Here is a 25,325-nt window from a genome sequence, read left to right as displayed (position 1 = left end):
ACAACGATGACGCAGAATACTCGACCGCTCGGTGTGCTTATGCTGGAGAACGGATTCGATCGGATCCCCGGCGATATCGGCAATCCGGATACCTTCGACTTTCCCGTCATCTACCGCACCGTGACAGGCGCGACGTCGAAGCGGGTCGTGCACCGACAGGACTCTGGTCTGATCGATCTCTTCGCCGAGGCGGCAATCGAACTCGTCGATGACGGTGCTGTTGCGATGACGACGAGCTGTGGGTTCCTTGCGAGATTCCAAAGCGAGCTCTCTGCCCGGATATCCGTTCCATTCACAGCCTCGTCCATCGACTATCTGAATAGGCTTGTGGGGGTTCACTCTGCGGTGGCAGTGATCACGGCGGATTCCGGCGCACTCAATCCGAGTGTCCTGGGCCCGACGGTTCTGGTTCCAACCGCGATCGTCGGGTTGGAGAACTGCCCAGCCTTCAGATCCGCCATCATCGAGGAGACTGCTCGGCTCGACCCAGCAGCCGTCGCGCGAGAAGTCGCCGACGTGGCACGTCAGCTCGCTCGTGAGCATCCTTGGCTGGACGCAGTCGTCCTCGAATGCACAAATCTTCCGCCCTACCGGGCTGCCATCGCAGATGTCCTGAAGATTCCGATCTACGACTCTGTGACTCTGGCTCATGATCTTATGGGGGAGACCACCACAGACCATGGACATGCGGCTGATCGCGATCTGTGAGGGGCGCAGGTTGACGACAACCAGTCACATCTGATCATGGCGACCGTCGCCTGATCGACTTTGTCGGCCCCAAGTACGCGTTTTCAACTGCTGAAACGGAGCCGTCGAGGCAGTCCCTCCAGCAACGGCAGCCACAGTTCAGAGGCTGAGGGGAAGCTCGGAACCGCGTGGCGCAGAACATGAACGGGTACCTGCCCGACGATCGCCACCGTCGCTGGGTGAATCATTTCGGCGGCCTCCGGGCCGACGAACGTGGCTCCGAGGAGCAGGCCGGTACGAGCGTCGACGACAATCTGTGCCGTTCCCTCGGCATCATCGCGCAGAAGCGAGGTGCCCGCGCTGCTGGTGAACGGCAGCCGGGAGACTTCAATCTCGTGCCCATCCTTCCGGGCCTCTGCCTCTGTCATTCCCACCGAGGCAACCTGCGGATCACTGTAGACGACTTGAGGGACGGGAGGATTTTCGGGGACGGATTCGGATTTTTCGCCCGTGGCACGAGCACGGATCTGTGCGCCGATGACGCGTGCACGATATTTGCCCCAATGAGTCAGCGGTGCCTCACTGCTGGCATCTCCGAGGGCATACAGCCAATCGGGCAGGCGTCCCGCTGAGATGTCCTCGTCAGCAAGTCCCACGCTCTCAAGTCCGAGCTCGTTGAGCCGAGGCTCTCGGCCCGTTGCCACGAGGATCTCATCCGCTGTGACGGTGGACTCTCCGTTGGGGCCGAAGGTCTGGACTGTGACCTGTCCACCGTGGATCTGGCCCAGCCCGGTGTCTTCGGCGCCAGGACGGTAGCAGGCCTCAACCTTGGTCTCTCGGTCGACGATGACTCCTGCACTCTCGAGTGCCTTGGTGACGTGTTCTCCTGCGAACGGTTCCTGATTGGACAGAAGGCCCTGACCACGCACGAGCATGCGCACGCGAGTGCCAAGTGCTGCCATCCACGTCGCGGCTTCCACTGCAACGACTCCGCCACCGACGATGATCAACGAATCCGGCACCTCCCTGACGCCGGTCGCGTCACGGGAGAGCCAGGGTGCGACATCGACGAACGTCGGAGGCACGGTCGGCTGAGAACCGGTGGCAATGACAACCGCATATCGCGCATGCACGACCACCGGCTTCGGTTCGTTGATCAGGACTCGCCGTTCGCCGATCAGCTGTGCGTGACCGCGTTCTATCCGCAGGCCAGCACCCTGCGCCCAGTCGATCTGGCCCTTGTCATCGTAATGAGAGACCCACTCATCGCGTCGCTGCAGAAGTGCATCAGCCTCGATACGAGTACCGGTGAGACCCTTCAGGTGCTGGGTCTCGTGGGCAAGTTCAATGGGACGCAGCATCGTCTTCGAGGGGATGCATGCATAGTAGGAGCACTCTCCGCCCAGCAGCTCCTCTTCAATGATGATCGCTTCAAGATCGGAGTCTTCGGTTGCGTACTGGGCGGCGTTCTCACCGACAGGGCCTCCGCCGATGATGATGATATCCGTGGTCAGTGTTTCAACCTTGGTGTTGGCGTCTTCGGTACTCATATCGAACCTGCGCTTCCTTCATTCTGTGGGATTCAGCTGTGTTTTCGCTGCCTCTATATGGTCAGCATCGCCCGTCTGCAGTGCGTAGAGCCCGAGCTCGACCGGCGAGGTGGAGAACAGTTCGCCGCAGTGTTCGGCGAATTTCGGCCACACTTGACCGCCCTTGTCCACGTAACGCTGGATCGTCGCATCGAATGCCTGCGCCGAGACGCTGGCATGGTGGAACATGAAGTCCCTGGCCGGGTCGCCGATGGCAGCAGTGGTCCAGTCGAGGATGCTGAGGTTTCTCGCCCCGTCCATGAGCTGGTGTGCCGGATACACCTCTCCGTGGGTGACCGTGGTGAAGGTGGGCCAATAGGCGTCATCGTCGAGCCACGCAGACCACCGCTCACGCAGACTCTGGGCCACATCGAACTCGGCCACAACGCGAGCGATGTCATCGCGTTTACGCTGTCTCACCTCGGCGGGAGAGAACTCATCAATGCCCGAGGGACGCACGAGCGCGGGATCGACGGAATGGAGCTCGGCGAGGAAATCTGCGAGGGACTGGAGGTATTCGGCCGACTCGAGGTCGAAATGCCACTGCGGTTGGCCCTGGTCATCGATCGTGAGTCCGGGAGCACCTGGCAGCAGCGGATAGGCGATGAGGTCTTCGGTGTGGATCTGCCAATCGGGAACCGCGACACTCAGGTGGGGAGCGATGGCACGGAGGAAACGGCCCTCGACGGCGGCTCGGTCGGTGACGTCGGGGCGACGAGGGATCCTCAGCACCCAGGACTGGCCGTCGACCGCCTCGGCGATGGCGACTTGGAAGTCGAGGCCCAGCTCATTGACGTTGATGGTCTCGGGATCTATCTCGAGACCATGCGTACTTGCGAGCTCTCGGATGGTCGTCGTCTGTGAACTGTCGGTTGGCATCTGGTCGCCTTTCGAGAACGGACTCGTTCCGTTGGGATCTGCGGTCAGTCTAGGGCGGGGACCTTCGGCTGCGCACGGTGAATTTTCTGGTCACGCAGGATGACGATGCCGACGATCATCTCCCACACTACGATCGCGTACATGCCGATGCGTTCCCAGGTGCCGTCGGCCAGGATGGTTCCGGGAATGACTCGGACGTCGACCTGGAGCATGACGATGCCGAGGATGCCGACGAGGCCGATCACAACGCTGAAGGCACCGAGCAGGCTTCCGCCGCGCACGAGGTGATTGCGGCGCCTTAAGAGGGCAGTCCCGAAGCAGATCGCTGTCAGGTGCCCACCGATGAAGGCGAGGAACGCGCCGAGGAGGTGGATCCCTCCCAGTCCGAGGCTGTTGTTGTGCGCTCCTCCGTTGACCACGGCAATGAGGACCATACCGAGGGCATGGGCAATGGCGAAGGCGCTGATCGGCAAACGCAGGGGAAGTCGCGATCCGCGCACCATATATATGGTCGCAGTCGCGAACAAGACGCCGTGGACGATGAAGGCGATGTTCATGACCATGTGCAGCGGCGAATCAATGGCCCGATCACCTAACATTTCGACATCGGGCACGCCGAGATCGCTGATGTAATTCATCGCATATGAATAGTCAGGGAATGCAGATGCGGCAAGAGCCTCGGCGAGGAGATAGACGAGGCCGGCGAGAATCCAGCAGATCGCTGCCATGGCCCCCGAGTCGGGTGTCGCAGCCGCATCAGATCGGATGTCTCGCATTCTGCTAACACTAGATGGCCCAAAGGTGCAATAAAAGGGTCCATTTGGGCTCTGTGGCACTCGACACGCCCAAGTCGTTACTGTTCAAGCGCTTGTCAGGGGTGAATTGCCGTGCAAATATGAAATCATCCTTTTGATCGGATCCACATGATCAATGAGAACCGAATAGGCAGCAAGGAGAGAGCGCATGAGTACAACTACCATTATCTGGATAGTCGTTGCGATCGTCGTTATTTTGATTGTCGTCGGCATCATCATCGCGGTCAGCCGTAAGGCCGCAGCTAAGAAGCGCGAACACCAGCGCAAGGAGGCCGCCAGGATCCGTCAGGAAACAGCTGAGTCCGAGCATGAAGTCCATGCTCGGGAAGCGGACGCCGATCACCGCAAGGCTGAGGCCAAGAAGGCCGATGCCGACGCTGAGGTTCAGGCCGCAGAGGCTAAGCGCAAGCAGGCTGAAGCCGAGAAGCTGGACGCTGACGCCGCTGAACGCGATCGTCTTGCCCAGGAGAAGCGTCTCGAGCAGGAACGCCAGCTCAAGCGTGCCGATGAGCTCGATCCCGACGTCGACACGCATGGCAACAAGAACGCCGCTCCCGGTGCAGCCGCTGGTGCGGGTGCCGGTGCAGTGGCCGGTCATGACAGTGACGGTCACGACCGTCACCATGACGACCGCCTGGTCGCCGATGGTCGTCCGGTTGCGGACGAGCGTCATGCGGGCCACGATCCTCGTGCTGCTGAACAGCGTCCCGTCGATGACGGTCGCCCTGTTGGTGACGGTCGTCCCGTTGCCGATGAGCATCACGCGAGTCATGATCCTCGTGTCGCCGACCAGCCTCAGGCACCACAGGCTCAGCAGCCGCCGGTTGCAGGCGATCCTCGTGTCGCTGACCAGGGCCAGGCACCTGCAGGCCAGCAGCCGCCAGTGGCCAACGACCCCCGCGTCGCTGACCAGCGTCAGGCTCCGCAGGGTCAGCAGCCATCGGTCGCCAACGATCCTCGCTTCGCCGATCAGGGGCAGCCACCACAGGGACAGCAGCCTCCGGTTGCCCACGACCCCCGGGTCGCTGACCATGGTCAGGCTCCGCAGGGCCAGCAGCAGGCACAGCAGCCTCCGGTTGCCCACGACCCCCGGGTCGCTGACCAGCGTCAGGCGCCTGACGGCCAGGATCCGCGCTTCGCAGACAACGGTGCAGGTCGTGCACCAGGTGAGCGCCTCGGCGATCGACCTGTCGACGATGGCCGTCCCGTCGCGGACACCAACCAGCCGGTCGAGGACGATTACCGTATGGGTGGCAACCGTCCAGCTGCGGATGGTCGTGCTCCTCGGGCGCCCGAGGGTGATCCGCGTGCCGCTGAGAACGATCCTCGTCTCAACGACCGCAGCTACGATCCTCGGCCCACCGAGCAGAGGACCTTCGAGGACCCGGACACCCCGCGGCACTGAGAGAGTCTCAGACTCCCACTAGGTTCATACGCCTGTGGGTGCAACACCAAGTGTTCAACAGTTAGGGAAGGGACAAGACTATGGCTACCATTCTCTGGATCATCGCAGCACTGCTCGTCATTTCGGGCATCTTCGCGATCTTCCGCAAACAGATCCTCTGGGGAGTCATCCTCATCGTGGTCGGTTGCCTCGTCGGTCCGGGTGGAGTGAGCATCTTCACTTGACCTGCTGAGGCACCACTGCGGCGCCCCAACCACTTCAGGGTTGGGGCGCCGCAGTACGTTGTCAGCAAATGCGCCTGACGGACTGTCAGGATCAGCCGTTGAGGTGCTCGATCGCGTAGTCGGCTTGCGAGGTGGTGAACTGACCGCCATATTCACTGGTCAGCTGGTCGTGGATGGCGGCCGGAGACATCGCCATTTCATTCTGGTAGGTCTTGGCTGACTCGAGCGCATTGCTGTTCCAATCGGCGTCGATATTGTCGACGGCGTACTGGGCAGCATCATCGGTGAACTGACCGCCGTATTCGCTGGTCAGCTGATCGAAGATTCCCTGTTTGCTCATGTGCATCATGTCAGAATAGGTCTCGGCCGAGGTCAGAGCCGAGGTGTACTCAGCTGGAACGCTTGCCTCTTCTTCAACGGCTGGTTCCTCTTCAACGACCGGTTCTTCTTCAACTGGCTCCTCAACTGCGGTGTCCTCTGCTGGGGCCGCGGCGGGCTCTTCGGCAGGTTCCTCGGCGACAGGGGCTTCCTCTGCCGCGGCTTTCTCCTCCGGAGCTTCGTCGGCAAGGGCCTCTTCACTAGGCTCCTCGATGGCTGCAGGTTCGGCCTCGGCGCTGGGAGCCGGGTCAGCGATCTGCGTTGAGGCCGTCGACTTCGGCGACAGTGCGCCGATGAGGATCCCCAGGGTAACGAGGCCGCCGGTGACGATCCAGGCGACCTTCTTATGCTTCTGGTATCCGTTGAGCGGCAGGCCCCGCTTGTCCTTCTGTGCGCCGGTGAGAGTGAGAATGAGGTCGACCAGGACCCAGATGCCGAAACCACCCAATGTGATCAGCTTGAGAATTCCTGTGCCGATCTTTCCCAGATAGAAACGATCGACTCCAAGTCCGCCTAACAGCAGAGAGAAAAGCCATGTTGCAATGAAAGATTTCTGTCCGGCCTGCTGCTGTGGCGGAACCCACGCGCCTACGAAGGTGGTTGGGGGCATCTGCTGTGTCATTATCACTTCCAGTTTTTCGATACGAAACAAGTACAGAAATAGTCTACCCTGTGGTTGAACGATAAACTATAAATTTGAAGTGATTCTGCTCACCGGATGAAAGGGTCACGCAGCTGTTCTGTCAACGCCTGTGCGGGGCTACAGTAGCTGGTGACTCCCGACGTCATTGGCTCAGAGAGGAACCGTCATGTCAGAAGCTCGTCCGCCCTTCCCGCCTTTCACCGCCGACACCGCCGCACAGAAGGTGCAGGGCGCCGAAGATGCGTGGAATACCCGCGACCCGCAGAAGGTCTCGCTGGCGTACACACCGGATTCGGTGTGGCGCAATCGCGATCAGTTCCTCTCAGGCCGCGCGGAGATCGTCGACTTCCTGACCGAAAAGTGGGAACGCGAACTCGACTACGCCCTGCGCAAGAGTCTGTGGTCGTTCAGCGATGACCGGATTGCCGTGCGCTTTCAGTACGAATGGCATGACACGACTGGACAGTGGTGGCGCAGCTACGGCAACGAACTGTGGGAATTCACCGGTGATGGTCTCATGTCCCGCCGCGAGGCGAGCATCAATGATGTCACCATCGCCGAGGTGGATCGGCGGATATTCGGTCCCCGTCCACCCGAGGAGCACGGTCAGGACATCGACCTCCGCTGACGGAGTGCCACCTCGGCGACGGTGCTGGATCCGTGCGGACCGTGCGCAGTGCTGAGGTCACAGAAAGACCACCGGTGATCACGTCTGCAACGTGATCACCGGTGGCTGTCTGTTCGCGGACCCTCACAGGTGAGGGACAGTCATGTCAGTTCGACGGGGAGCGAGTCTCCGCGCTGAGGAACCACGCCTGCTGCTCCAGCTGTGAGATGAACTCGTGGAAGATGTCGGCCGTGGTCGGGTCGGCCTCATCGACTTCGTCGTGGACCTTGCGCATGGTCGCGACCGTGGCTTCGACGGCGCGCACGCTGAGGTCGATGGCGTCATGAGTCGTGATCTCTCCGGCCGGGAATTCCGGCAGCGACGACTGCTCGGCAACAACGCTGGGGCGACCGTCGGCGGTGGCATGGAGGGCTCTCATCCGCTCGGCAATGCTGTCCGAACCCGTGCGGGCGATGTCCACAACCTCATCGAGGTTGAGGTGGAGGTCGCGGAAGTTGGGGCCCACGATATTCCAATGAGCCTGCTTGGCGACCAGCTGCAGGGCGATGAAGTCGACGAGGACGGACTGCATATTCTTGGCCAGAGCGGGGGAGGCAGTGAAGCCGTGCTCCGCGTTCTCGGCCTTTGTGGTCTTCGTTCCGGCTGGCTGGGGTACCTTGACTGATTGAGCCATGATTCGTTCCTCCTAGAACAGTGCAACGACGTGCCGTATCCGGGCACCTGGTGCCGACGATAGCCCTCATTCTTGGGTATGAGGTTAACGTTGCCCAGAATTGGGAGCGGATACACTGAATCGATATGGAATCTACTCCACGAAATCTTCGTCAGAGAATACAATGTCTCCGCACCATCGCACCCTGGGCTGTTGCCGGGCTCGCCTGCGCCGTTCCCCTCACCATTGGTGCATCGATGGCCATCGACCTCGTGCAGAAGCGCGGCCGGAAACAGCGCAAGGCGCCACGGCCGGGGACCTTCCACGCCCGCGTCGAGGACTCCGACCTGAGCATCTATACCGACGGATCGACGCTCTACGATGACATGCTCGACGAGATCGGGTCCGCGACGGAGACGATTCAGATGGAGACCTTCATCTGGAAGAACGACGAGGTGGGCCAGAAGTTCATCGACGCCTTCAACGCAGCAGCCGAGCGCGGCGTCGACATCCACCTGATCTACGACGGCTTCGCCAACTTGACCATTCCCCGCTCCTTCTACGACCAGCTCGACGAGTCGATCAAGGTTCTGCGGCTGCCGGCGGCCAGGAAGCTCTGGAAGGGGCCGGTGCGTCAAACCGGGTTCAACCACTCCAAGATCCTCGTCATCGACAATGACGTCGCCTTCGTCGGCGGCTTCAACATCGGTTCGCTCTACTCTCGTCACTGGAGGGACACCCACCTCAAAGCGGCCGGACCCGGCACCTGGGGGCTGCGCCAGTCCATCGCGCAGGTGTGGAACGAATTCCATGACTCCGATGAGCAGATCGAATGGGTCAAACCGACCGCATGGGAGTCGAAGCTTCGGGTCTCAGCCAACCTGCCGATACAGCTCGTCTACCCGATCCGCGCGATGTACATCAACGCCTTCGAACGCGCGCAGGACCGGATCTGGCTGACGACACCCTACTTCATCCCCGATCAGCAGCTCCTCAAGGCACTGATTGACGCGGCCGCCCGCGGAGTCGATGTGCGGGTCATGGTGCCCCAGGAATCCAACCACGTCCTCGGCGACTATCTCTCACGAGGATTCTTCGAAGAGATGCTGCGCTCCGAGGTCACAGTTCTGCTCTACGAGGCGGCCATGATCCACTCGAAGATCGCCACGGTCGACGGGAAATGGTCGACGATCGGCACCGCGAACATCGACCGCCTCTCACTGTCATTCAACTATGAGACCAATGTCGAAGTCATCGATCCCGACTTTGCCGCCGAGGTGGAGAAGACCTTCCTCAGCGACGCCGAGCACAGCAGCGTCCTGGGCCGCGACTGGTTGGACCGTCACCCGGTGGCCCACGTCGTCGAAGCCGCGCTGCGGCCAATGCGACCCTTCCTATGAGTGTCTGAGTAAAGCCCGGGTCCTGAGGAAAGCCGCGGCAGGATTCAGGACAGAGCGGAAGCGGCAGAGTTCAGGACAGGAGCTCGGTCAGCGTCTCTGCTTCCTCGGCGCATACGGCGCACCCTGCCAAGTGCACGTCCATGGGCACATCGCGGTAGCTCGAATCGGCAAGCGTGTGTTCGACGTATTCGTCGATGCGAGCGAAACACTCATCACATGACAGGTACGGGTCCGTGTCGACGAGCAGTTTGGTGATCGAGTCCGGGGTCAGCGGCTGGTGCGGATCGGTCATGGCGTCCTCCTACCGGCGAGTGCCTCGAGATGACCGGAGGCGATAAGCGCCTCGCGCAGTCGTTTCCGGGCACCGTGGACATTCTTGTACAGCGCATTGCGAGTCGTGCCCAGCCTCTGGGCCAGGACATCGATGGGAACATCGTCGATGAGCAGAGCGATCATGATCTGTCGTTGCCGGGCAGTCAGCGCCGAGACCAGGGCAGAGCGCACGGCGCGGGCCAGGTCGCTGCCCTCGGCGAGGCTGGCCGGGCCATAACCGGGATCGACTTGCGGCAGAGTCTCCGAGAGCGTGACCTCACGGTGGCGCCACGCCTGCCGACGCACGGCGACTCCCGCCTGCAAGATGCCGAATTTGTACACCCAGGTGCTGAATCTGCTGCGTCCCTCGAACTCCTGAAGCCTGCGCAGCACTGCCAGATGGGCATCATCGGCAGCCTGCTGAGCCAGATCTTCAAGGTCGGTCGTGCCCGCCCCCGGCAGCTGATGTCGCAGCCGCCACACCTGTGCGCGAGTCGCCCTGAGCAGCAGCTCGTGCAGTCTGCGCTGCGCTTCGAGGGCTTCGGGGCTCGCAGGTCGCTGGGCAGTTGCCGAGGCGCCGGGGCCCGCAGACCCAGCTGTTTCGGACTCGCCAAGGTGCAGGTGCCAGTTGTCATCGTGCACACAGTCAGGGGTGGAGATGGGTACATCACTCACGATCGTCATTGTGCCACCGCCAGGCGAAGCTCAGAAGGGTCATAGTTTCTCAGTGTCGGGCGGGGGACCGGACCTTACCGCGATCGGGAAAAAATTTCCGAGAAATAATATCCTTCGCCCAGGTAAGACCGGCAGAGGTCGAGGACACCTACTGAGTACAGGACGCCATCAGGCATTCTCCGCTCATTCGTGAAAGGTCACTCTCATGTCACACAAACTCGCCACCCCTGCTGGTGCCGGAGCAGGCGCCGGTACAGGAACCGAAGCAGTTGATTTCAGGTCCCACCTGGGTTCCGACCGGGCCTTCTTCCTGCTGCGCACCGTCTTCACTGTTGCACCGATCCTGTTCGGACTCGACAAGTTCTTCGGGCTGCTCACCAACTGGGACAGCTACCTGGCACCTTGGATCGACGGGATCCTGCCCGGGACGGCACACCAGGCCATGTTCGCCGTCGGCATCATCGAGATCATCGCCGGAATCGTCGTCGCGGTTGCTCCGAAGTTCGGGTCGCTGCTGGTCGTGGTCTGGCTGGCCGGAATCATCCTCGACCTCGTCTCGATGGGCCAGCACTTCGATATAGCCCTGCGTGACTTCGGGCTGCTGGTCGGCGCCTTGGCACTGGCCGCGCTTGCCTTCGACAGGCCGGCGAAGACGCCAGCGACGGGCCGGTGAAGACACAGGCGCCCTGACCGGCGGCAGGGGCACATCGGTGACGTCGGTCTACGGCGTCTCGCCGAGCCCCTTACCGAGCTGGGCCATGACGTTCTGGGTTTCCTGCGTGAGGAGATCGAGAGCGAAGCGGATCGTCGACCGGTCCTGAGCGCCGGCGCGCGTGACGGCGGCGATGTGGCGGGTAGGTGCGTGTTCGCCGGTGAGGGGAATGCGACGGACCGGATGCAGGTCCTGGGAACGTGAGAGACGAGATGCGACGCAGACGCCGAACCCATCGTGGACGAGAGCGGTGCCGGTGTTCCAATCGTTGGCGTAGTGCCCGATTTGTGGGGTGAATCCGGCACTGGCGCAGTTGGCCACGACAAGTTGGTGGTAGGTCGTACCTGGTCGTCCCAGGATCCATGTCTCCTCCCGGGCGTCGGCGATCGTCACCGAGGCGCGATCGGCCAGGTGATGGTCGAGGGGGACCATCAGATCGAGTGGGTCGTCGATGAGGAACTGCTGGGTGAAGCGATCATCGGCCCCGGCCGGTGTGTCCGTGGTCACGGCGACGATGCCCAGATCGACGTCCCCGGCCAGCAGGAGGTCGTAGCATTCACTGGGTTCGGCTTCGATCGTCTGCGTAGCCAGGTTCGGAAATCGAGCGTTGAGGGCGCGCATGGTCTTCGGCAGCAGAATGCTCGCAGCAGTGGAGAACGCGCAGAGCGTGATCGATCCGGTGACGGTGTTGGCATAGTCGTCGAGATCAGACAGGGCCCGCTCCCACTCGGCGGTCATGACATCGAAGTGACCGAGCAGTGAGTGCGCGGCAGGGGTCAGTCGAATATTGCGACCTCGCTGCTCGAGCAGCGCGACACCCAGTTCCGTTGCCAGCGCTTTGACCTGATGGGAGACGGTCGAGGGCGAATAGTGCAGAGCCTCGGCCGCGGCAGTGACCGTGCCGTGTCTGGCGATCATACTCAGCATTGTGAGCCGATTGTCGATCATGCGGCTCCATCGAACGGTAGCCTTTATGTTCTTACGATAGACAACACTACTCCATGGGTCGCATCATGGAATCAGAGCGCCGCGGGCACTCCGTCGGCACCTGCATGTCAGCTGTCGATGGTCCGTGCGCTTCCGGACGATGACGATATTCACATTCCACCAAACCTCGAGGGCTGCATCGATCGCTGCTGCCCGGAAGGTGCCGAGTTCCGAAGGAGGTTTCTGCTTGCCCGAATACGCACGCATCAGAGGATCGAGGCGCCAGTTGTGGATCGGTGCCGCCGTGCTCTTCACGCTGTCGGCCGCAGCCAACCTCGCCAGCCCCCTGTATCCGCTCTACCAGCAGACCTACTCGATGGCCGACTCGACGATGACGGCACTCTACGCAAGTTATGTCATCAGTTGTCTGCCCTCGTTGCTGCTGTTCGGATCGGCTGCAGATGCCTTCGGTCGCAAACCGGTGCTGTCGGCCGCGATCGGACTGGTCAGCGTGGGTACCGCAATGTTCGCCTTCGACACGGTCGGAGTGAGTGGACTTTTCGCCGGACGCGTCCTCACCGGCATCGGGTTAGGACTGGGAACTGGTGCCGGCATCGCCCTCATGGTCGAGGCCTCACCGGCGCGTCGATCATGGCTCGGGTCGACGGTGGCAACGATGTCCTTCGTCCTCGGAACCGGGGCCGGTCCGATCCTCGCCGGAGGACTGACAGAGGCGACTGAGAGTCTCACGGTTCCGTTCTTCGCCATGCTCGGACTCCTCCTCTGCACCGCTGCGCTGGTGCTGGTTCTGCGCATCCACAAACCCATCACACGTCAGCGCTGGAGACCGACCTGGCCGTCGGTGCCGGGCCCGATGCGCTCGAGCTTCAACATCGCCGCGGTCACCGGGCTGCTCGGTTGGGCGGCGCTCGGACTCTTCCTCGCACTGCTGCCCTCGATGACCGAGTCTGCGATTCCCCAGTCGAGCACTCTGGCCTCAGGGCTCATCGTGGGTTCGGTGCTCGTCGTCTCCGCTGCCGTTCAGCTTCTTGCACCGAAGCTCCAGCCGCGGGCCGCACAGACCATCGGCCTGACACTGATGGGGATCGGCGCCGCACTGCTGCTCAGTTCCAACCTGCCGAGCCTGAGCGCGTCGACAGCGCTCGTACTCATGGCCATCGCTGCCCTCGCCACAGGAGCCGGACACGGCCTCAGCTATTGGGGTGCGAATCGGGAGATCGACGTGCTCACCCCGTCTCGTCAGCGTGCCGGCATCACCGCTGCTCTCTATCTCGCGTTCTACGCCGGTGCGGGACTGCCGGCGATCATCGTCGGCACGATCGCCATCGGCACTTCACTCATTGACGCCATCATGATCTTCACCTTGGTTCTGCTTCTGGCCGTCATCGTCTTCATCCCGATTCCCAGCCTCGCGCTGACGACGGTGCGCCGGTCCCGCGCCGAGGCGAACACGGACTCGGAGGCGCGCAGAAGCGCTGGTCATACCGCGTGGACTCCACCGCAGAGGGCCGCGCCGACGACTCAGCCCAGGACTCATCCCAGTGGGGAACCGTTGACCCCGTTCGCAGCGGAGAGGGAATAGCATTCGGACAGAGACGATTCACCACCGATCCGAGGATTCCACGATGACACTGACACCGGAACTGAGAACCCAGCTGAGCGCCTGGCGACGGGATTTCCACAGATTCGCCGAGCCGGGATGGACGGAGTTCCGGACCACCTCGGCGATCATCACGGTCCTTCGTGACCTCGGGTGGGACACGGTGTACGGTCCCGAGCTTCACGACGCCGGGGCCAGATTGGGCGTGCCCAGCGCCGAGGTGCTGGCGAGCGAACGTGACCGTGCGGTGGATCAGGGGGCCGACCCTGATCTCGTCGAGGCGATGGGGGACGGGTTCACCGGTGTGCTTGGCGTGTTGGAGACAGGACGACCTGGGCCGGTCGTCTGCTTCCGCTTCGACATCGATTCGAACGACCTGGTCGAGCTGGCCGACGAGAGTCATCGCCCGTTTGCCGAGGGATTCGCCTCGGTCAATGTGGGTGCCATGCACGGCTGCGGACACGACGGACACGCCGCCATCGGCCTCGGACTGGCCACGGCCCTGGCGCAGGTGCAGGTGCAACATGAGCTGAACGGGACGGTGAAGATCATCTTCCAACCCGCCGAGGAGGGTGTTCGTGGGGCTCATTCGATCGTGGCCGCCGGCTGGTTCGACAACGTCGACCTGTTCGTCGCCACCCACCTGAAGTCAGACGACGCCAAGGGCAATATCGTCACCGGTTCCGACGGATATCTGGCGAGTACGAAGTTCGACGTCACATTCACCGGCATCGGATCACATGCCGGGGGAGACCCGGAGAACGGGAAGAACGCGCTGCTGGCCGCTGCCTCGGCGAGCCTCAACCTGCACGCGATCCCACGGCACTCCGCAGGTGCGAGCCGGATCAACGTCGGCACCTTCCACGCTGGTGAGGGCCGCAATGTCGTCCCGCGGGCGGCGATGCTCAGAGTCGAGACTCGCGGCCAGGACAGCGACATCGACGCATTCATGTTCGCCCGTGCACAGGACGTCATCGCCGGTGCCGCGCGCATGTACGACGTCGACCACGAGCTGACGGTGGTGGGCAAGGCCGATCGGGAGGATCCGAGCCCCGAGCTGCTTCCCTACATCCGGACCTGCTTCGCAGATGTCGACGGGGTCGCTGAGATCAGGGACTCCAGCGGAGTCGGCGGCTCCGAGGACGCCACCGCGATGATGAAGCGGGTCAAGGAACGCGGCGGTCTGGCCACCTATGTTCAGATCGGCATGGACACCACGGCCGGCCACCACACCGAGCGCTTCGACGTCGACGAGGACATGCTGGCCCTCGGTGTGGAGGCTGAGACGGCGATCGCGCTCGGGGCGGGGGAGTTCCTGACAAGGCTGGCGCGCTAGTCGACTGACGGTGATGGCAGCGGTGTCTCTGCTCGGCGCCTCGGCGCGTAAGCGGGTCTTCGTCCCGAAGCAGGCGGAGTCAATCACGGAAACAGCGTCCGATAAACTCATGTGAATGTCGAGAATTACGTGCCCTGACCTGAGTTCGAAGGTCGTCACTGCAGAGGCAGCGGCTGTTCTCATCGGTCACGGCGACCGCGTCGCCATGAGTGGATTCACCGGTTCGGGATATCCGAAGTCGGTGCCCGGTGCCATTGCAGCGCAGGCTCGCACTGAGCACGATGCCGGTCGTGACTTCGGCATCGAGCTGTGGACCGGCGCCTCGACCGCACCCGAACTTGACGGAGTCCTCGCCGAGGCGGGAGCCGTGAGCAAACGACTGCCCTTCCAGTCCGACCCGGCAATGAGGAAGTCGATCAACGCCGGCGATACGGAATACGTCGACACACACCTCAGCCACTCGGCCCAGCAGGCGTGGTTCGGCTTCTACGGAGACCTCGACGTCGCCATTGTCGAAGTCGCTGCGATCCTGCCCAACGGCCTGCTGGTACCCGGCAGCTCGGTCGGCAACTCGAAGACATGGCTCGACCTGGCCGACAAGGTCATCCTCGAGGTCAACTCCTGGCACCCGCGCGCCTACGAAGGTTTCCACGACGTCTACTACGGCACCCGCCGCCCACCCGAGCGCCTGCCCATCCAGCTTCTCGAGCCCATGCAGCGCATCGGCGACCCCTACCTGCGCGTCGATCCCTCCAAGGTCGTCGCCGTCATTGAGACGAACGCACCCGACCGAAACCTGCCGTTCAAGCCCGCTGACGAGGATTCGAAGGCCATTGCCTCCCACCTCGTGGACTTCCTGCGCCACGAGATCCGGGCCGACAGGCTGCCTCCTGAACTGCTGCCGCTGCAGTCGGGCGTCGGCAATGTGGCCAACGCCGTCATGGGCAACCTGGCTGACAGCGAATTCGAAGGACTGAGCGCCTACACCGAGGTCATCCAAGACGGGATGCTCGACCTCATCGACAACGGCAAGCTCGCCTCCGTCTCGGCTACGGCCTTCTCACTGTCGGCCGAGCGTGCCGCCGACTTCAACGAGAACATCGAGTCCTACAAGGGGCGCATCCTCCTGCGCACACAGGAGATGTCGAACCATCCGGAAGCCATCCGCCGCCTCGGCGTCATTGCGATCAACGGGATGGTCGAAGCCGACATCTACGGCAACGTGAACTCCACCCACGTGATGGGTTCGTCCATCATCAACGGCATCGGCGGGTCCGGCGACTTCGCTCGCAATGCCTACCTCAACTTCTTCGTGTCGAACTCCTTGGCAAAAGACGGAATGATCTCCTCGGTAGTGCCCTTCGCCAGCCACATCGACCACACGGAACACGACACCCAGATTCTCGTCACTGAGCAGGGACTGGCCGATCTGCGTGGACTCTCCCCGGTGGCACGAGCACGGACAATCATCGCCAACTGCGCGCACCCGAGCTATCGGGACCGCCTCGGCGATTATCTGGATCGGGCGATCGCAGAGAACCCGAACGGACGCCACACTCCGCACCTGCTGGGTGAGGCGCTGTCCTGGCACGGGAACTTCCAGGCCAACGGGAGCATGTGAAGCCCGCCAGTGCGGTTTGCTGAGTCAACCAGTGCGGTTTCCTGAAGCAAGGAGCCGGACCATTCGTCGATCCCGCGTCACCTATTCGTCGATGCCGCACCACTCGGCGATGAAGAGCGCCATGGATTTCGTGCACTTGCGCACGGATTCGATGCTCACACGCTCGTCGAATCCGTGGATGTTCTCCGAGACCGGACCATAGACCAGAGTCGGCATCTGTCCGTAGTTGACGAAGACTCGACCGTCGAGATAGCCGGGAGTGGTGAAGCTCGTGAGCTCGGCGTCGAAGGTCTCACGGTGGGTGCGTTCGAGGAGCTCTTCGGCATCACTGCCGGGCTCGAGGACGTAGCCGTCGGCGTAGAAGCCGTTCGGAGTCAGTACCGTTTCAAAGGTCGGGCGAGCTGAGGAGCCGCCGTCCGCTGACCGTCCGGCGCCGGCATCCCTCACGCATTTCTCGACTTCGGCCCAGGCCTCATCGGCGTTGGTTCCGGGGTAGGTGGCGACGCGGACCTGGAGTTCGCACCAGGCCGGCACGCTCGAAGGCCAGTCGCCGCCGCGGATCTCACCGAAGTTGAAGTTGATCGGGTGATCGAGGTCCTCGAAATACGGGTGCTCACCCTTCCTGTCATTCCATGTCTGTTCGAGACCGCGCAGAGCCTGCATCACGTCGAACGCGGCATCGATGGCGTTGAAGCCATTAGCCATCTCGCGTGGATGTGTGGGGTTGCCGCTGACTCGGACCGTGAACCACAGAACTCCCACATTGGCTCTGACCAGGGCATCTTCCTCGGGCTCTGAGATGATGACCGCGTCTGCGGTGTATCCGCGCAGCAGTGCCGCCAAGGAACCGTTTCCGGTGCATTCCTCCTCGACGACGGACTGTAGGTGCACACGGCCGGTGAGGTCGAAACCGGCCTGACGAATGGCGCCGAATGCGAACAGATTGGCGATCAGCCCTGCCTTCATGTCACCGGCACCGCGGCCGTACATCCACCCGTCGACCACCTCGGCGTCCCAAGGTGAGCGCGACCATCTGTCCTCCGGACCCTGCGGCACGACATCGATGTGGCCGTTGAGGATCAGGGACTTCCCGCTGTCCTGGGCAGGCTGGTACGTGCCGACGATATTGGTCATCCCCGTGTAGTCGACGGTGGAGGGACCGAAGCCGGGGTGGGCCTCCAACTCGGGGGAGTCGATGATCCATCGGTCGATGTCGAGGCCGAGGTTCTGCAGACGGGACTCGATGAGATCCTGTGCGGGCTCCTCATACTCACGTCTGGACGGCGAATTCACCAGCTCGGCGGTCGCCGCCAACTGTTGGTCGAATCGGGCATCGACCGCCGCAAGGATCCGTTGTTTTGCGTCGTTGGTGATCATTGGCTCTCCTTCGAGTGCAGCTCGTTGAGGTGTGGGGTGTCGTCGAGGTATGCGGTGCTGATTCGAGACTAGGGGACCGCAGATCACGGGTCATTGGATGAATGTCTCGCCTTTGAGCACCGCGGTGTGCATATGAACCTCTGGGCCGGCAATCGTCGGTCAGTACCGTTGCGTGTCCTGCGTCAGGATCAGCGCGATCGCCGCATCACGGGGAATGGTCACGTCCAAACCGGTGACGTCGTGGAAGGACTGCAGACGTTTGAACACGGTGTTCCTGTGGACATAGAGCGAGTCCGCCGCCTCCTGAACCGAACCGTTCTTCAGGTAGGCGGCGATGGTTGTGACCAGACGCTTCATTCTCTCTTCAGGCTCTTCGCCCACCGAGCTGACAAAGTCACCGAGCAGTTCATGCTCGAAGCCGCTGATGAGGGGCTCCACCGCGGTGCGGGCGATGGCGGCGAATCCTTCCTTCACCGTGACTGCAGAGCGACCCGGATGAAGCTCGCCGAGGTGTTTGGCCAGTGCCGCTGCCCGTGACACCTGCCCCAATCCGTCGACCTTCGAGATGTATCCGCCTGCGAGCTCGGGCAGTTCGTCGACCAGGCTGATCAGCGTGCGCCGATGACGGAACAGATAGGTCATCTGTTCGTCTTCGTAGGAATGTGCTTCGAGGGTCGAGAAGCTCTGCTCCAGACCATCGGTGATGACATTGGTGGGAAGTGCGATGAGTTCGAATTCACCGTCGTCTCTCATGCCGAGAACCGTGGCGATGGCACTGATGTCGTCATCGTCGGCGTGACCGGAGAACAGTTTTGTCAGGGCGCGTTCGCGGGCGGTTCTGCGCGAACGCGCCATTTCCCCCGTCTCGTTGAGAAAGGACCGCTGCACTTCTGTCGCATAACGTTCCACAACGTCGAGGACGCGTTCTCCGTTGTCCATGAGCACGCCGGTGAGATCTGGCTGCGCAGCCCGATGAAGTGCTCGCCACAGCACCCGAAAGTTGATGCGCACAGCCTCAGTGAACTGATCGACTCGCAGGCCCTGTCTGGCACGTCGTCGTCCCAAAGCATCTGGAAGGGACGATTCGCCGGCCATCTGTTCAGCGGTAGACAGCCGCCGGAGGAAGAGGTCGAAGACCTGCTCAGCGGTTCCGGTGAGATCGGAGGCAGGAACGCGGCCGTGGGCGTAGCCCTCATGCTGAGCAAGTTCGGCGATGAAGTCGTTGAGAAGCTGTGGGGTGTCCTGTCGCACTCGCTCAAGGAGTTTGTGCCAAAGCGGATCGTTCATACTGCATTGTTGCACCGAGGGACTCAAGCCTGGTGAGTTGAGGGACCTGGGCGAGACGAACGGACGCCGGGCCAGGGCTTTCACATGGTCAGCAACCTCGACAGGTCAGCACTTACCTCGTGAGAATCGTCGGCACCGCTGCGACTACCCAGGCCAGTCCGGGGCCTATGAGGCACATGAGGCCGGCATAGCCGATCATCTGCTTGTAGTAGCGATCGCGGATCGTTGAGTGCACATTGGCCAGCAGCATCGCACCATTGGTCGAGAACGGACTGATGTCGACGATGGTTGCCGCGATCGCCAGCGCGGCGACGAAGCCGCCCACATGCACGTCGCCTGATTCGAGAAACGGCACGGCCAGGGCGATGACGACGCCGATGATCGCCAACGATGACGCCAGTGCAGAGATGAGGCCCGACATGTAGAAGAGCAGCAGGGCAGCCAGCAGCGGGATGCCGATGGCCGAGATCCCGGCCGAGACCCATTCGACGGTACCCGCGGCCTGGAGCACGGCGATGTAGGTGAGGACTCCGGTGATGAGAATGACGACCGACCATGACACCTTGGTCATCGCGGCCTTACCCGCTGCCGGGTGGATGAAGGTGAGAACGATGGCGATTGTGATCGTCACGATCCCGACGTCCCAGCTGAATATCAGCACGGACAGCGCCATCGCGATGAGTCCGATCAGGGTCGGCACCTGGCTCCGAGTCAATCTGGTGGTGCTTGTCTCAGCTTCGGCGGACAGGGCATCGTCCGCCTCGGCGCGCAATCCAGGTCGTCGATGAAGGACGAAGTAGACGACGAGAGCGAAGACCACGTTGAAGATCAGCGGCGCCAAGAACAACGACAACGGTGTCGGAGTCAGGCCGTTCTTGGCCAGGTAGTCGTTGATGAAGATGCCGTAGACGCTGATGGGGGAGAAGGCCCCGGCCAGTGCACCGTGGACGACGAGGAGGCCGACCATGAACTGGTTGATCCGATGTCTACGTGCGAACGACAATGCCAGCGGCGCGATGATGGCCACGGCGAAGAGCGCACCCAAGGAGATGAGGATCGCGGTGAGGGCGAAGAAGATCCACGGCATGAGCGCTGTCCGACCGCCGACGAGCTTGACGCACCAATTGACGATGACTTCGATGACGCCGTTGTTCTGGGCGAAGCCGAACAGAAAGGTCAGTCCCACAAGGGTGAGGAACAGGTCGACGGGGAAGCCGGCGAGGAACTCCTCTGGGGCCTGGTGGAGGACGAGTCCGCCGACTCCTGCCGCTGCGACGAAGCCCAGCAGGCCCATGTTGATGTCACGCCATGTGCCGATGACGAACATCAGGCCGAGGACGATCACGCAGATCAGTTCCGCACTCATGGAAGCAGTGTCTCCTTCATCTTCACTATGACGATCATCGACCCACGTTTCGGCGGGGTCTGCGGATGGAGCCGCATGTCACACGCTGTTCAACCTAAGCGAAATCTCAATTGCCGACAGCGCTATCTCGCAATGCAGGCAGCGGCGCGGGCGTGGAGTGCGCCGCTGCGGATGGCCGGTGGTGCAGTCCGCAGTGGACAATCAACTCGCCAATCACTCCACTGCGTACAGTGTGCTGAGTCACCAAATCACTAGAGTTTCACTCGGCCCATCAGCTCTGCCTGCGACCGGCTACGAGAACCTGCGACCGGCTACGAGAACCTGCGACCGCCCGAGAGAACCTGCGACAAAGAAAGTTGACGATCGTCATGCCCAACGATGTGAATGAACCCAGCCACGCCGAGGTGCTTCGCGCCGCCGACGCCATCGTCGCCGCCTTTGCGACGACCGATGCGAAGGCCTACTTCGCAACCTTTGCCCCCGACGCCACATTCATCTTCCACCCTGAGAGCAACCGCTTGGACTCACGTGCGGAGTACGAGGAGACGTGGGACTCATGGATAGCCGAGGGATGGTCAGTCGCCGACTGCGTCTCCTCAGCCAGGCTCGTGCAGACTTTCCCGGGCGGAGCGATCTTCTCTCACACCGTCGATACGACGGTGACGACGAGGGAGGGCGCGGAATCTTATCGGGAACGTGAGAGCATCATCTTCCGCCACCTCGGCGACGGAAATCTCCTGGCGATCCACGAACACCTGTCGACTGTCCCCGACACTGTACCTGCGGATGCGTCCGCTGATGCAGAGCCCAACGTCGCCGAGGTGGTCGCCCAGTGAACTGGTACCGCAGCCTCGAATCGCGATTGGAATCCGGAAGCGACGATTCCGGAGTCATCCGCGGGCGCTTGGGCACAAGACGAATGTTCATGATCTGGTTGGCCGCCAACCTCGTCGTGACAACCATGCTCACCGGCACACTCTTCGTCCCGGGCATCGACTACGTCACCGCCGTCGTGGTCATCATCGCAGGCACGATCATCGGCACAATCGTGCTCACTCTGATCGGGAACATCGGCACCCGCACCGGCCTGGCCACCATGGCGATCACCCGGGGAGCATTCGGCCCCAAAGGCAGTTATCTGCCTGTCGCAGCCAACGTCGTCATCCTCATGGGCTGGAGCTGGGTCCAAGCCATGCTCGCGGGCATCAGCGTCAACTTCGTTGTCGCGCAGACGACCGGATTCTCCAACCCGATCCTCTTCTCCGTTCTGTGCCAGGCCTTGGTCGTCGGGCTTGCCATCCTCGGGCATGAGGGCATTGAGAAGGCCGAACCTTGGTTCGCGCTCCTCATTCTGTTGGTCATGGCATATGTCTTCGTCATCGCCTTCAACGGGCACTCACCGAGCGAATACACTGCGATTCAGGCCGATCCCAGTCTGGAATTCACCCCGGTGCTCGCGCTCGACATCGTCATCTCGACTGCGATCTCGTGGACTGTGCTCTCCGGTGACCTCAACCGCCTGGCCAAGAGTCAGAAGTCAGGGATCATCGGCTCGGGCCTCGGCTATATCGCCTCCACGGTGCTTGCTATGGTCCTCGGTCTCACCGCCTTCAGCTACCTCCTCCTCGACGGCGCAGACGCGGCTCCCTTCGACCCGACCGCGCTGGCCGCGGAATTCGGATGGGCGTTGGCGATCGTCATCTTCCTGTCCGTGATGGCGACGAACACGATGGTTGTCTATGGGATGGTCAACTCGGTCGTCGGCGCGCAGAGGCGGATGAAGCTGAAGTTCCTGCCGGTGGCATTGGTGCTCGGAATCGTCTCGATTCTCGGATCGACTTGGTTGGCCCTGCTCGATCAGTACACCGACTTCCTCACAATGATCGGGGCCTTCTTCGTTCCCGTGTTCGCGATCCTCATCGTCGATTACTACATCATCAAGCGTCGGACCTATACGAAGGACATCGTGAGTGACGCCGGAGGCATCTACTCGTACACGCGCGGCGTCAATTGGGCCGCAGTCGCCGTGTGGATAGTCGGCGCCCTTGTCTCCTACCTGCTCACCTACGCATTCCCGAGCCCGATGGGCGCGACGATCCCGTCGTTCGTCGCCTCGTTCGTTCTGTATCTGGGCCTCTCCTGGCGTTCACGACAGCAGTTCGCCGAGGTTGCCGGCAGCCATCTGTCCACGTCCAGTGAGTGAGTGGGTTGGGCTGACAATGCCGCACCAGAGTTCTCGTGTCAGTGCCGTCTGAGAGTATTGACCAACAAAACGATTCGGACGGTTCCAATGCTTCGAAGGAGAATCAGAAATAATCACGGGTTTGCTATATACAATTAACATTCGAATAGTATAGAATATGACTATCAGTTAACTTCTTCAGTGCTCGACTCACTCTTCCCGACATAGATGTACGAGGCAGGTGATACACGATGAAAAGCACATCCGAAACGCATGACGGGCAACGTAGCGAACGAAGCAAGAAGCCCGACTCTGCTGGCAAGGGCGCCAGCGCGAGTGCAGATGAAAGTGCGTCGCCACGTTACAGCGTTCGCTACGAATCGAGTGTCACCAATCTCGGCAGTGCATCTGCTGAATACGACCGGGCGCAGCTGAATGTATTCGAACTCAGTGCGGGAGTCATCCTCGAGCAGGTCATCCAGCACGACGGAGCCGACGTTCCTGAAGAGGACGACCCGTACACGTTCGCCACGATTGCCGGCTCGGTCGATCGATGCCCAAAACCCTCAGAAGAGGAACGAGTCAGAGAAGCCAACCTACGTATGACCGTCAGCGATTTGGCTTGGAACTCGGGACCGCCGGAAGAATTCGACCTCGACGAGCCCTGCGCCGAGCTCGTACTCGTTGTCGACACCCCGACGACGATGATGGCCTACGATGCCGAATTTGCGCAGAGCGTTCGAACGCCCACGGTTGAACCCGAGCCGGAAGCTCCTGAACCTCCGGACTTCCCTGGTTTCGAGCCCGACACCGATTTCTCGCGGTGGATCCACGACAATGTGTTCACCGAGGACCTCGTGGAGATTTCGGCAATCTTCGGAACCTCGACGCCGCGCACCTACCGCCGCCTGACTGCGGCGATGACGGTGATACACGGTCTTCCACGATTCGCCGACCGAGTACGAGACGGCGAGTTCACGCAGGCTCATGTTGATGCCGCTGCCGACCTATGCCAAACGGTTGCCATGCGATTCCTGCCCCGACTGGACGAACATCTCTCTGTCAGAAGAGCAGATGTGACGAGCGAGTACTTCCGAACCGCACTGCGCAAGAAGATCCAGCTCCTCGAACCTGCAGAAGACCGGGCAGAAACAGCCGCCCGTCGACGGAGAGTCGATGTCGACACATTCAAGGATGGAACGGCATGCATGACTCTGACAGGGCCGGCTGCTGAGGTCCATGCCAGCTTTCAGCGCATCCAAGCCATGGCGCGAGCGATTCATGCGGGACAGGCCAACACGTTCAACCTGGCGCCCGGAGTTGAGGTTATCGACGAGCGCACCATCAGCAATCTCATGTTTGACATTGCGACTCGGCCCCAGCCGAAGCTGAGCATCAGGGTCAAACGCATCGACCCAGTGACGGGAATCCAAGGCACCACAGAATCCTCGCTTCTTGATGACAAGGGAAACCCTCTGTTTGATTTCGATGACCAGGGAGTCAGTGGGCTGACCGATTGTGCGAAAGATGCCGCAGGGCCGTCTCCGAAGGGCACAGCCTTTTCCCCCGCTCCGCCACCGCAAGAAGATATCGCAGAGTATGAAGTAACGGTTGGCATGCCCACCGACCAGTGGTGGATGGCGAACCAAGCCGCCGTCGTGGTCACGGTCCCGTACCTGACGTTGACCGGCGAATCAGAGCTTCCGGGCACACTCGCTGACGGTTCGCCGGTGCCAGCAGAGACAGCGCGACGCATCGGTGCCCGTTCGAAGGCGCTGACGAGAATACTGACGGATCCGGCGACAGGCACACCCATCGACGCGAAGGCCACCACCTACAGAATTCCGAACGATGTTCGGAGAACACTCATCGCAAAATGGGCGATCTGCACAGTACCGGGGTGCAGTCGAAGGGCGGAGAAGTCGGAGATCGACCACGTCATTCCATTCGACCATGACCATCCTGACCAGGGTGGGCTCACTCGCTTCAGCAATCTGCATTGTCTCTGTAAAAAGCACCACGCGGTGAAGACTGCCCGAAACTACTCGGTGCGGATGCCGGAATCTGGACTGGTCGAATACGAGTTCTCCCATGGTGTGACAACCACGGTCGCGGCTCCCGACCAGCCCGTCGACGCAGCTCAAGCCATCGAGTTCTACGCACTGACTGGTATCAGTCCCAGAAAGTGGCGATTTCCCAAAGACAAGGTTCCTCCACCGCCGTACGTCCTTGAACTCATGCCCGGTGAGACGACGATTCGAGAACGCGACGAAGCGAGGAAACGCGAGCAAGCAATCGCCGACCATCAGCGACAACTGCAGGAGAGCTATGACCTGGCGAAAGCCAAGCGTCGACAATTGATGGTCGATCGGATGTCGGACTGGCAGAACGCGGTATTCCAACGCCGCCTGCCACCGGGACCGAACCCGGTGACTATGAAACGGCTGCCGCGAGGTCGCCGCAGGAATCAGCCGTACCACCGACCGAAGAAGTCAGGCGACTACCGTACGTCGAAGATCGAGTATGTCCGGATCAAAAGGGCCTGGCAAGAGGCACGCGTGCAATGGGAACATGATCTCGCGAAAGATCCGCCGCCATTCTGAGCAGAC

23 protein-coding genes are annotated in these 25,325 nt (G+C 61.6%); 12 read left to right on the top strand and 11 right to left on the bottom strand.

Translation table 11 applies throughout. The annotated features are described in order from the left end of the window. Positions 1-6: 6 nt before the first annotated feature. A complete protein-coding gene (locus tag HU144_RS15385) occupies positions 7-708 on the top strand; it encodes a hypothetical protein (protein ID WP_235352059.1) in 702 nt (233 codons plus the stop codon). An 83-nt stretch (positions 709-791) separates the two neighbouring features. Here HU144_RS15385 and HU144_RS15380 read toward each other — a convergent pair whose 3' ends face one another. Genes HU144_RS15380 through HU144_RS15370 form a run of 3 tightly spaced genes read right to left on the bottom strand, consistent with a single transcriptional unit; the run spans position 792 to position 3,931 of the window. After that, positions 792-2,237: a dihydrolipoyl dehydrogenase family protein gene (locus HU144_RS15380; protein ID WP_235352058.1), complete on the bottom strand. Its 1,446-nt coding sequence runs from the start codon at positions 2,235-2,237 to the stop codon at positions 792-794. Between the two features lie 18 nt (positions 2,238-2,255). Then, positions 2,256-3,155, bottom strand: coding sequence for a macrolide 2'-phosphotransferase (locus HU144_RS15375; RefSeq protein ID WP_235352057.1), 900 nt, complete (start codon positions 3,153-3,155; stop codon positions 2,256-2,258). Between the two features lie 44 nt (positions 3,156-3,199). Next, on the bottom strand, positions 3,200-3,931 hold the full coding sequence (locus HU144_RS15370; protein WP_235352056.1) for a DUF998 domain-containing protein: 732 nt from the start codon (positions 3,929-3,931) through the stop codon (positions 3,200-3,202). 187 nt (positions 3,932-4,118) lie between these two features. On the opposite strand from HU144_RS15370, the gene HU144_RS15365 reads away from it, so the two are divergent. Both HU144_RS15365 and HU144_RS15360 read left to right on the top strand, forming a co-directional pair. After that, entirely contained in the window at positions 4,119-5,375 is a 1,257-nt protein-coding gene (locus HU144_RS15365; protein WP_235352055.1) for a hypothetical protein, read from the top strand. An 80-nt stretch (positions 5,376-5,455) separates the two neighbouring features. Continuing rightward, a complete protein-coding gene (locus HU144_RS15360; RefSeq protein ID WP_198395240.1) occupies positions 5,456-5,599 on the top strand; it encodes a GPGG-motif small membrane protein in 144 nt (47 codons plus the stop codon). 91 nt (positions 5,600-5,690) lie between these two features. Here the strand turns inward: HU144_RS15360 and HU144_RS15355 are convergent, their stop codons facing one another. Further along, entirely contained in the window at positions 5,691-6,587 is an 897-nt protein-coding gene (locus HU144_RS15355; protein WP_235352054.1) for an Ltp family lipoprotein, read from the bottom strand. A gap of 199 nt (positions 6,588-6,786) precedes the next feature. Here HU144_RS15355 and HU144_RS15350 point away from each other — a divergent pair, with 199 nt between their 5' ends. Next, positions 6,787-7,248 (top strand): nuclear transport factor 2 family protein, encoded by a 462-nt coding sequence (locus HU144_RS15350; RefSeq protein WP_235352053.1) that lies wholly within the window; start codon positions 6,787-6,789, stop codon positions 7,246-7,248. 145 nt (positions 7,249-7,393) lie between these two features. Here the strand turns inward: HU144_RS15350 and HU144_RS15345 are convergent, their stop codons facing one another. Next, on the bottom strand, positions 7,394-7,921 hold the full coding sequence (locus HU144_RS15345; protein ID WP_143921168.1) for a Dps family protein: 528 nt from the start codon (positions 7,919-7,921) through the stop codon (positions 7,394-7,396). A 236-nt stretch (positions 7,922-8,157) separates the two neighbouring features. Between HU144_RS15345 and HU144_RS15340 the strand changes: the two genes are divergently transcribed. Then, entirely contained in the window at positions 8,158-9,300 is a 1,143-nt protein-coding gene (locus tag HU144_RS15340; protein WP_235352052.1) for a phospholipase D-like domain-containing protein, read from the top strand. A gap of 70 nt (positions 9,301-9,370) precedes the next feature. Here the strand turns inward: HU144_RS15340 and HU144_RS15335 are convergent, their stop codons facing one another. After that, positions 9,371-9,592 carry a hypothetical protein gene (locus tag HU144_RS15335; protein ID WP_235352051.1) on the bottom strand — a complete coding sequence of 74 codons (222 nt, stop codon included), beginning with the start codon at positions 9,590-9,592 and terminating at the stop codon, positions 9,371-9,373. Beyond that, entirely contained in the window at positions 9,589-10,287 is a 699-nt protein-coding gene (locus HU144_RS15330; protein ID WP_235352050.1) for an RNA polymerase sigma factor, read from the bottom strand. The genes HU144_RS15335 and HU144_RS15330 overlap by 4 nt, the downstream gene beginning before the upstream one ends. A 205-nt stretch (positions 10,288-10,492) precedes the next feature. Here HU144_RS15330 and HU144_RS15325 point away from each other — a divergent pair, with 205 nt between their 5' ends. After that, complete coding sequence (locus tag HU144_RS15325) at positions 10,493-10,960, top strand: hypothetical protein (protein ID WP_235352049.1); 468 nt, start codon at positions 10,493-10,495, stop codon at positions 10,958-10,960. Positions 10,961-11,008: 48 nt separating this feature from the next. Here the strand turns inward: HU144_RS15325 and HU144_RS15320 are convergent, their stop codons facing one another. Continuing rightward, complete coding sequence (locus tag HU144_RS15320; RefSeq protein WP_268825933.1) at positions 11,009-11,947, bottom strand: LysR family transcriptional regulator; 939 nt, start codon at positions 11,945-11,947, stop codon at positions 11,009-11,011. 226 nt (positions 11,948-12,173) lie between these two features. Here HU144_RS15320 and HU144_RS15315 point away from each other — a divergent pair, with 226 nt between their 5' ends. From HU144_RS15315 to HU144_RS15305, 3 genes are all read left to right on the top strand, one after another. Continuing rightward, a complete protein-coding gene (locus HU144_RS15315) occupies positions 12,174-13,529 on the top strand; it encodes an MFS transporter (RefSeq protein ID WP_235352047.1) in 1,356 nt (451 codons plus the stop codon). 43 nt (positions 13,530-13,572) lie between these two features. Beyond that, positions 13,573-14,883 (top strand): amidohydrolase, encoded by a 1,311-nt coding sequence (locus tag HU144_RS15310; RefSeq protein WP_235352046.1) that lies wholly within the window; start codon positions 13,573-13,575, stop codon positions 14,881-14,883. Between the two features lie 115 nt (positions 14,884-14,998). Then, positions 14,999-16,504 carry an acetyl-CoA hydrolase/transferase family protein gene (locus HU144_RS15305; RefSeq protein WP_235352045.1) on the top strand — a complete coding sequence of 502 codons (1,506 nt, stop codon included), beginning with the start codon at positions 14,999-15,001 and terminating at the stop codon, positions 16,502-16,504. 81 nt (positions 16,505-16,585) lie between these two features. Here the strand turns inward: HU144_RS15305 and HU144_RS15300 are convergent, their stop codons facing one another. From HU144_RS15300 to HU144_RS15290, 3 genes are all read right to left on the bottom strand, one after another. After that, the gene (locus HU144_RS15300; RefSeq protein WP_235352044.1) at positions 16,586-17,881 is read right to left on the bottom strand and encodes an ArgE/DapE family deacylase; all 1,296 of its coding nucleotides are present in this window, start codon (positions 17,879-17,881) and stop codon (positions 16,586-16,588) included. Positions 17,882-18,040: 159 nt separating this feature from the next. After that, entirely contained in the window at positions 18,041-19,168 is a 1,128-nt protein-coding gene (locus tag HU144_RS15295) for a helix-turn-helix domain-containing protein (RefSeq protein ID WP_235352043.1), read from the bottom strand. 112 nt (positions 19,169-19,280) lie between these two features. Beyond that, a complete protein-coding gene (locus HU144_RS15290; protein WP_235352042.1) occupies positions 19,281-20,534 on the bottom strand; it encodes an SLC13 family permease in 1,254 nt (417 codons plus the stop codon). 368 nt (positions 20,535-20,902) lie between these two features. Here HU144_RS15290 and HU144_RS15285 point away from each other — a divergent pair, with 368 nt between their 5' ends. From HU144_RS15285 to HU144_RS15275, 3 genes are all read left to right on the top strand, one after another. Then, positions 20,903-21,370: a YybH family protein gene (locus tag HU144_RS15285; protein ID WP_235352041.1), complete on the top strand. Its 468-nt coding sequence runs from the start codon at positions 20,903-20,905 to the stop codon at positions 21,368-21,370. Then, positions 21,367-22,737: a purine-cytosine permease family protein gene (locus HU144_RS15280; protein WP_235352040.1), complete on the top strand. Its 1,371-nt coding sequence runs from the start codon at positions 21,367-21,369 to the stop codon at positions 22,735-22,737. The genes HU144_RS15285 and HU144_RS15280 overlap by 4 nt, the downstream gene beginning before the upstream one ends. A gap of 230 nt (positions 22,738-22,967) precedes the next feature. After that, on the top strand, positions 22,968-25,319 hold the full coding sequence (locus HU144_RS15275; RefSeq protein WP_235352039.1) for an HNH endonuclease signature motif containing protein: 2,352 nt from the start codon (positions 22,968-22,970) through the stop codon (positions 25,317-25,319). Positions 25,320-25,325 lie beyond the last annotated feature (6 nt).

Origin of the sequence: Brevibacterium sp. UCMA 11752 (assembly GCF_021532235.1) — a bacterium.
Classification (GTDB): domain Bacteria; phylum Actinomycetota; class Actinomycetes; order Actinomycetales; family Brevibacteriaceae; genus Brevibacterium; species Brevibacterium antiquum.
This window is presented reverse-complemented; position numbering and strand designations above follow the sequence as displayed.

What these genes read in the sequence shown, in the direction of transcription:
- HU144_RS15385 (WP_235352059.1), top strand. Translation starts at nt 7, where the DNA reads ATGACGCAGAATACTCGACCGCTCGGTGTGCTTATGCTGGAGAACGGA.
- HU144_RS15380 (WP_235352058.1), bottom strand. Translation starts at nt 2,237, where the DNA reads ATGAGTACCGAAGACGCCAACACCAAGGTTGAAACACTGACCACGGAT.
- HU144_RS15375 (WP_235352057.1), bottom strand. Translation starts at nt 3,155, where the DNA reads ATGCCAACCGACAGTTCACAGACGACGACCATCCGAGAGCTCGCAAGT.
- HU144_RS15370 (WP_235352056.1), bottom strand. Translation starts at nt 3,931, where the DNA reads ATGCGAGACATCCGATCTGATGCGGCTGCGACACCCGACTCGGGGGCC.
- HU144_RS15365 (WP_235352055.1), top strand. Translation starts at nt 4,119, where the DNA reads ATGAGTACAACTACCATTATCTGGATAGTCGTTGCGATCGTCGTTATT.
- HU144_RS15360 (WP_198395240.1), top strand. Translation starts at nt 5,456, where the DNA reads ATGGCTACCATTCTCTGGATCATCGCAGCACTGCTCGTCATTTCGGGC.
- HU144_RS15355 (WP_235352054.1), bottom strand. Translation starts at nt 6,587, where the DNA reads ATGCCCCCAACCACCTTCGTAGGCGCGTGGGTTCCGCCACAGCAGCAG.
- HU144_RS15350 (WP_235352053.1), top strand. Translation starts at nt 6,787, where the DNA reads ATGTCAGAAGCTCGTCCGCCCTTCCCGCCTTTCACCGCCGACACCGCC.
- HU144_RS15345 (WP_143921168.1), bottom strand. Translation starts at nt 7,921, where the DNA reads ATGGCTCAATCAGTCAAGGTACCCCAGCCAGCCGGAACGAAGACCACA.
- HU144_RS15340 (WP_235352052.1), top strand. Translation starts at nt 8,158, where the DNA reads ATGGCCATCGACCTCGTGCAGAAGCGCGGCCGGAAACAGCGCAAGGCG.
- HU144_RS15335 (WP_235352051.1), bottom strand. Translation starts at nt 9,592, where the DNA reads ATGACCGATCCGCACCAGCCGCTGACCCCGGACTCGATCACCAAACTG.
- HU144_RS15325 (WP_235352049.1), top strand. Translation starts at nt 10,493, where the DNA reads ATGTCACACAAACTCGCCACCCCTGCTGGTGCCGGAGCAGGCGCCGGT.
- HU144_RS15320 (WP_268825933.1), bottom strand. Translation starts at nt 11,947, where the DNA reads ATGATCGACAATCGGCTCACAATGCTGAGTATGATCGCCAGACACGGC.
- HU144_RS15310 (WP_235352046.1), top strand. Translation starts at nt 13,573, where the DNA reads ATGACACTGACACCGGAACTGAGAACCCAGCTGAGCGCCTGGCGACGG.
- HU144_RS15305 (WP_235352045.1), top strand. Translation starts at nt 14,999, where the DNA reads ATGTCGAGAATTACGTGCCCTGACCTGAGTTCGAAGGTCGTCACTGCA.
- HU144_RS15300 (WP_235352044.1), bottom strand. Translation starts at nt 17,881, where the DNA reads ATGATCACCAACGACGCAAAACAACGGATCCTTGCGGCGGTCGATGCC.
- HU144_RS15295 (WP_235352043.1), bottom strand. Translation starts at nt 19,168, where the DNA reads ATGAACGATCCGCTTTGGCACAAACTCCTTGAGCGAGTGCGACAGGAC.
- HU144_RS15290 (WP_235352042.1), bottom strand. Translation starts at nt 20,534, where the DNA reads ATGAGTGCGGAACTGATCTGCGTGATCGTCCTCGGCCTGATGTTCGTC.
- HU144_RS15285 (WP_235352041.1), top strand. Translation starts at nt 20,903, where the DNA reads ATGCCCAACGATGTGAATGAACCCAGCCACGCCGAGGTGCTTCGCGCC.
- HU144_RS15275 (WP_235352039.1), top strand. Translation starts at nt 22,968, where the DNA reads ATGAAAAGCACATCCGAAACGCATGACGGGCAACGTAGCGAACGAAGC.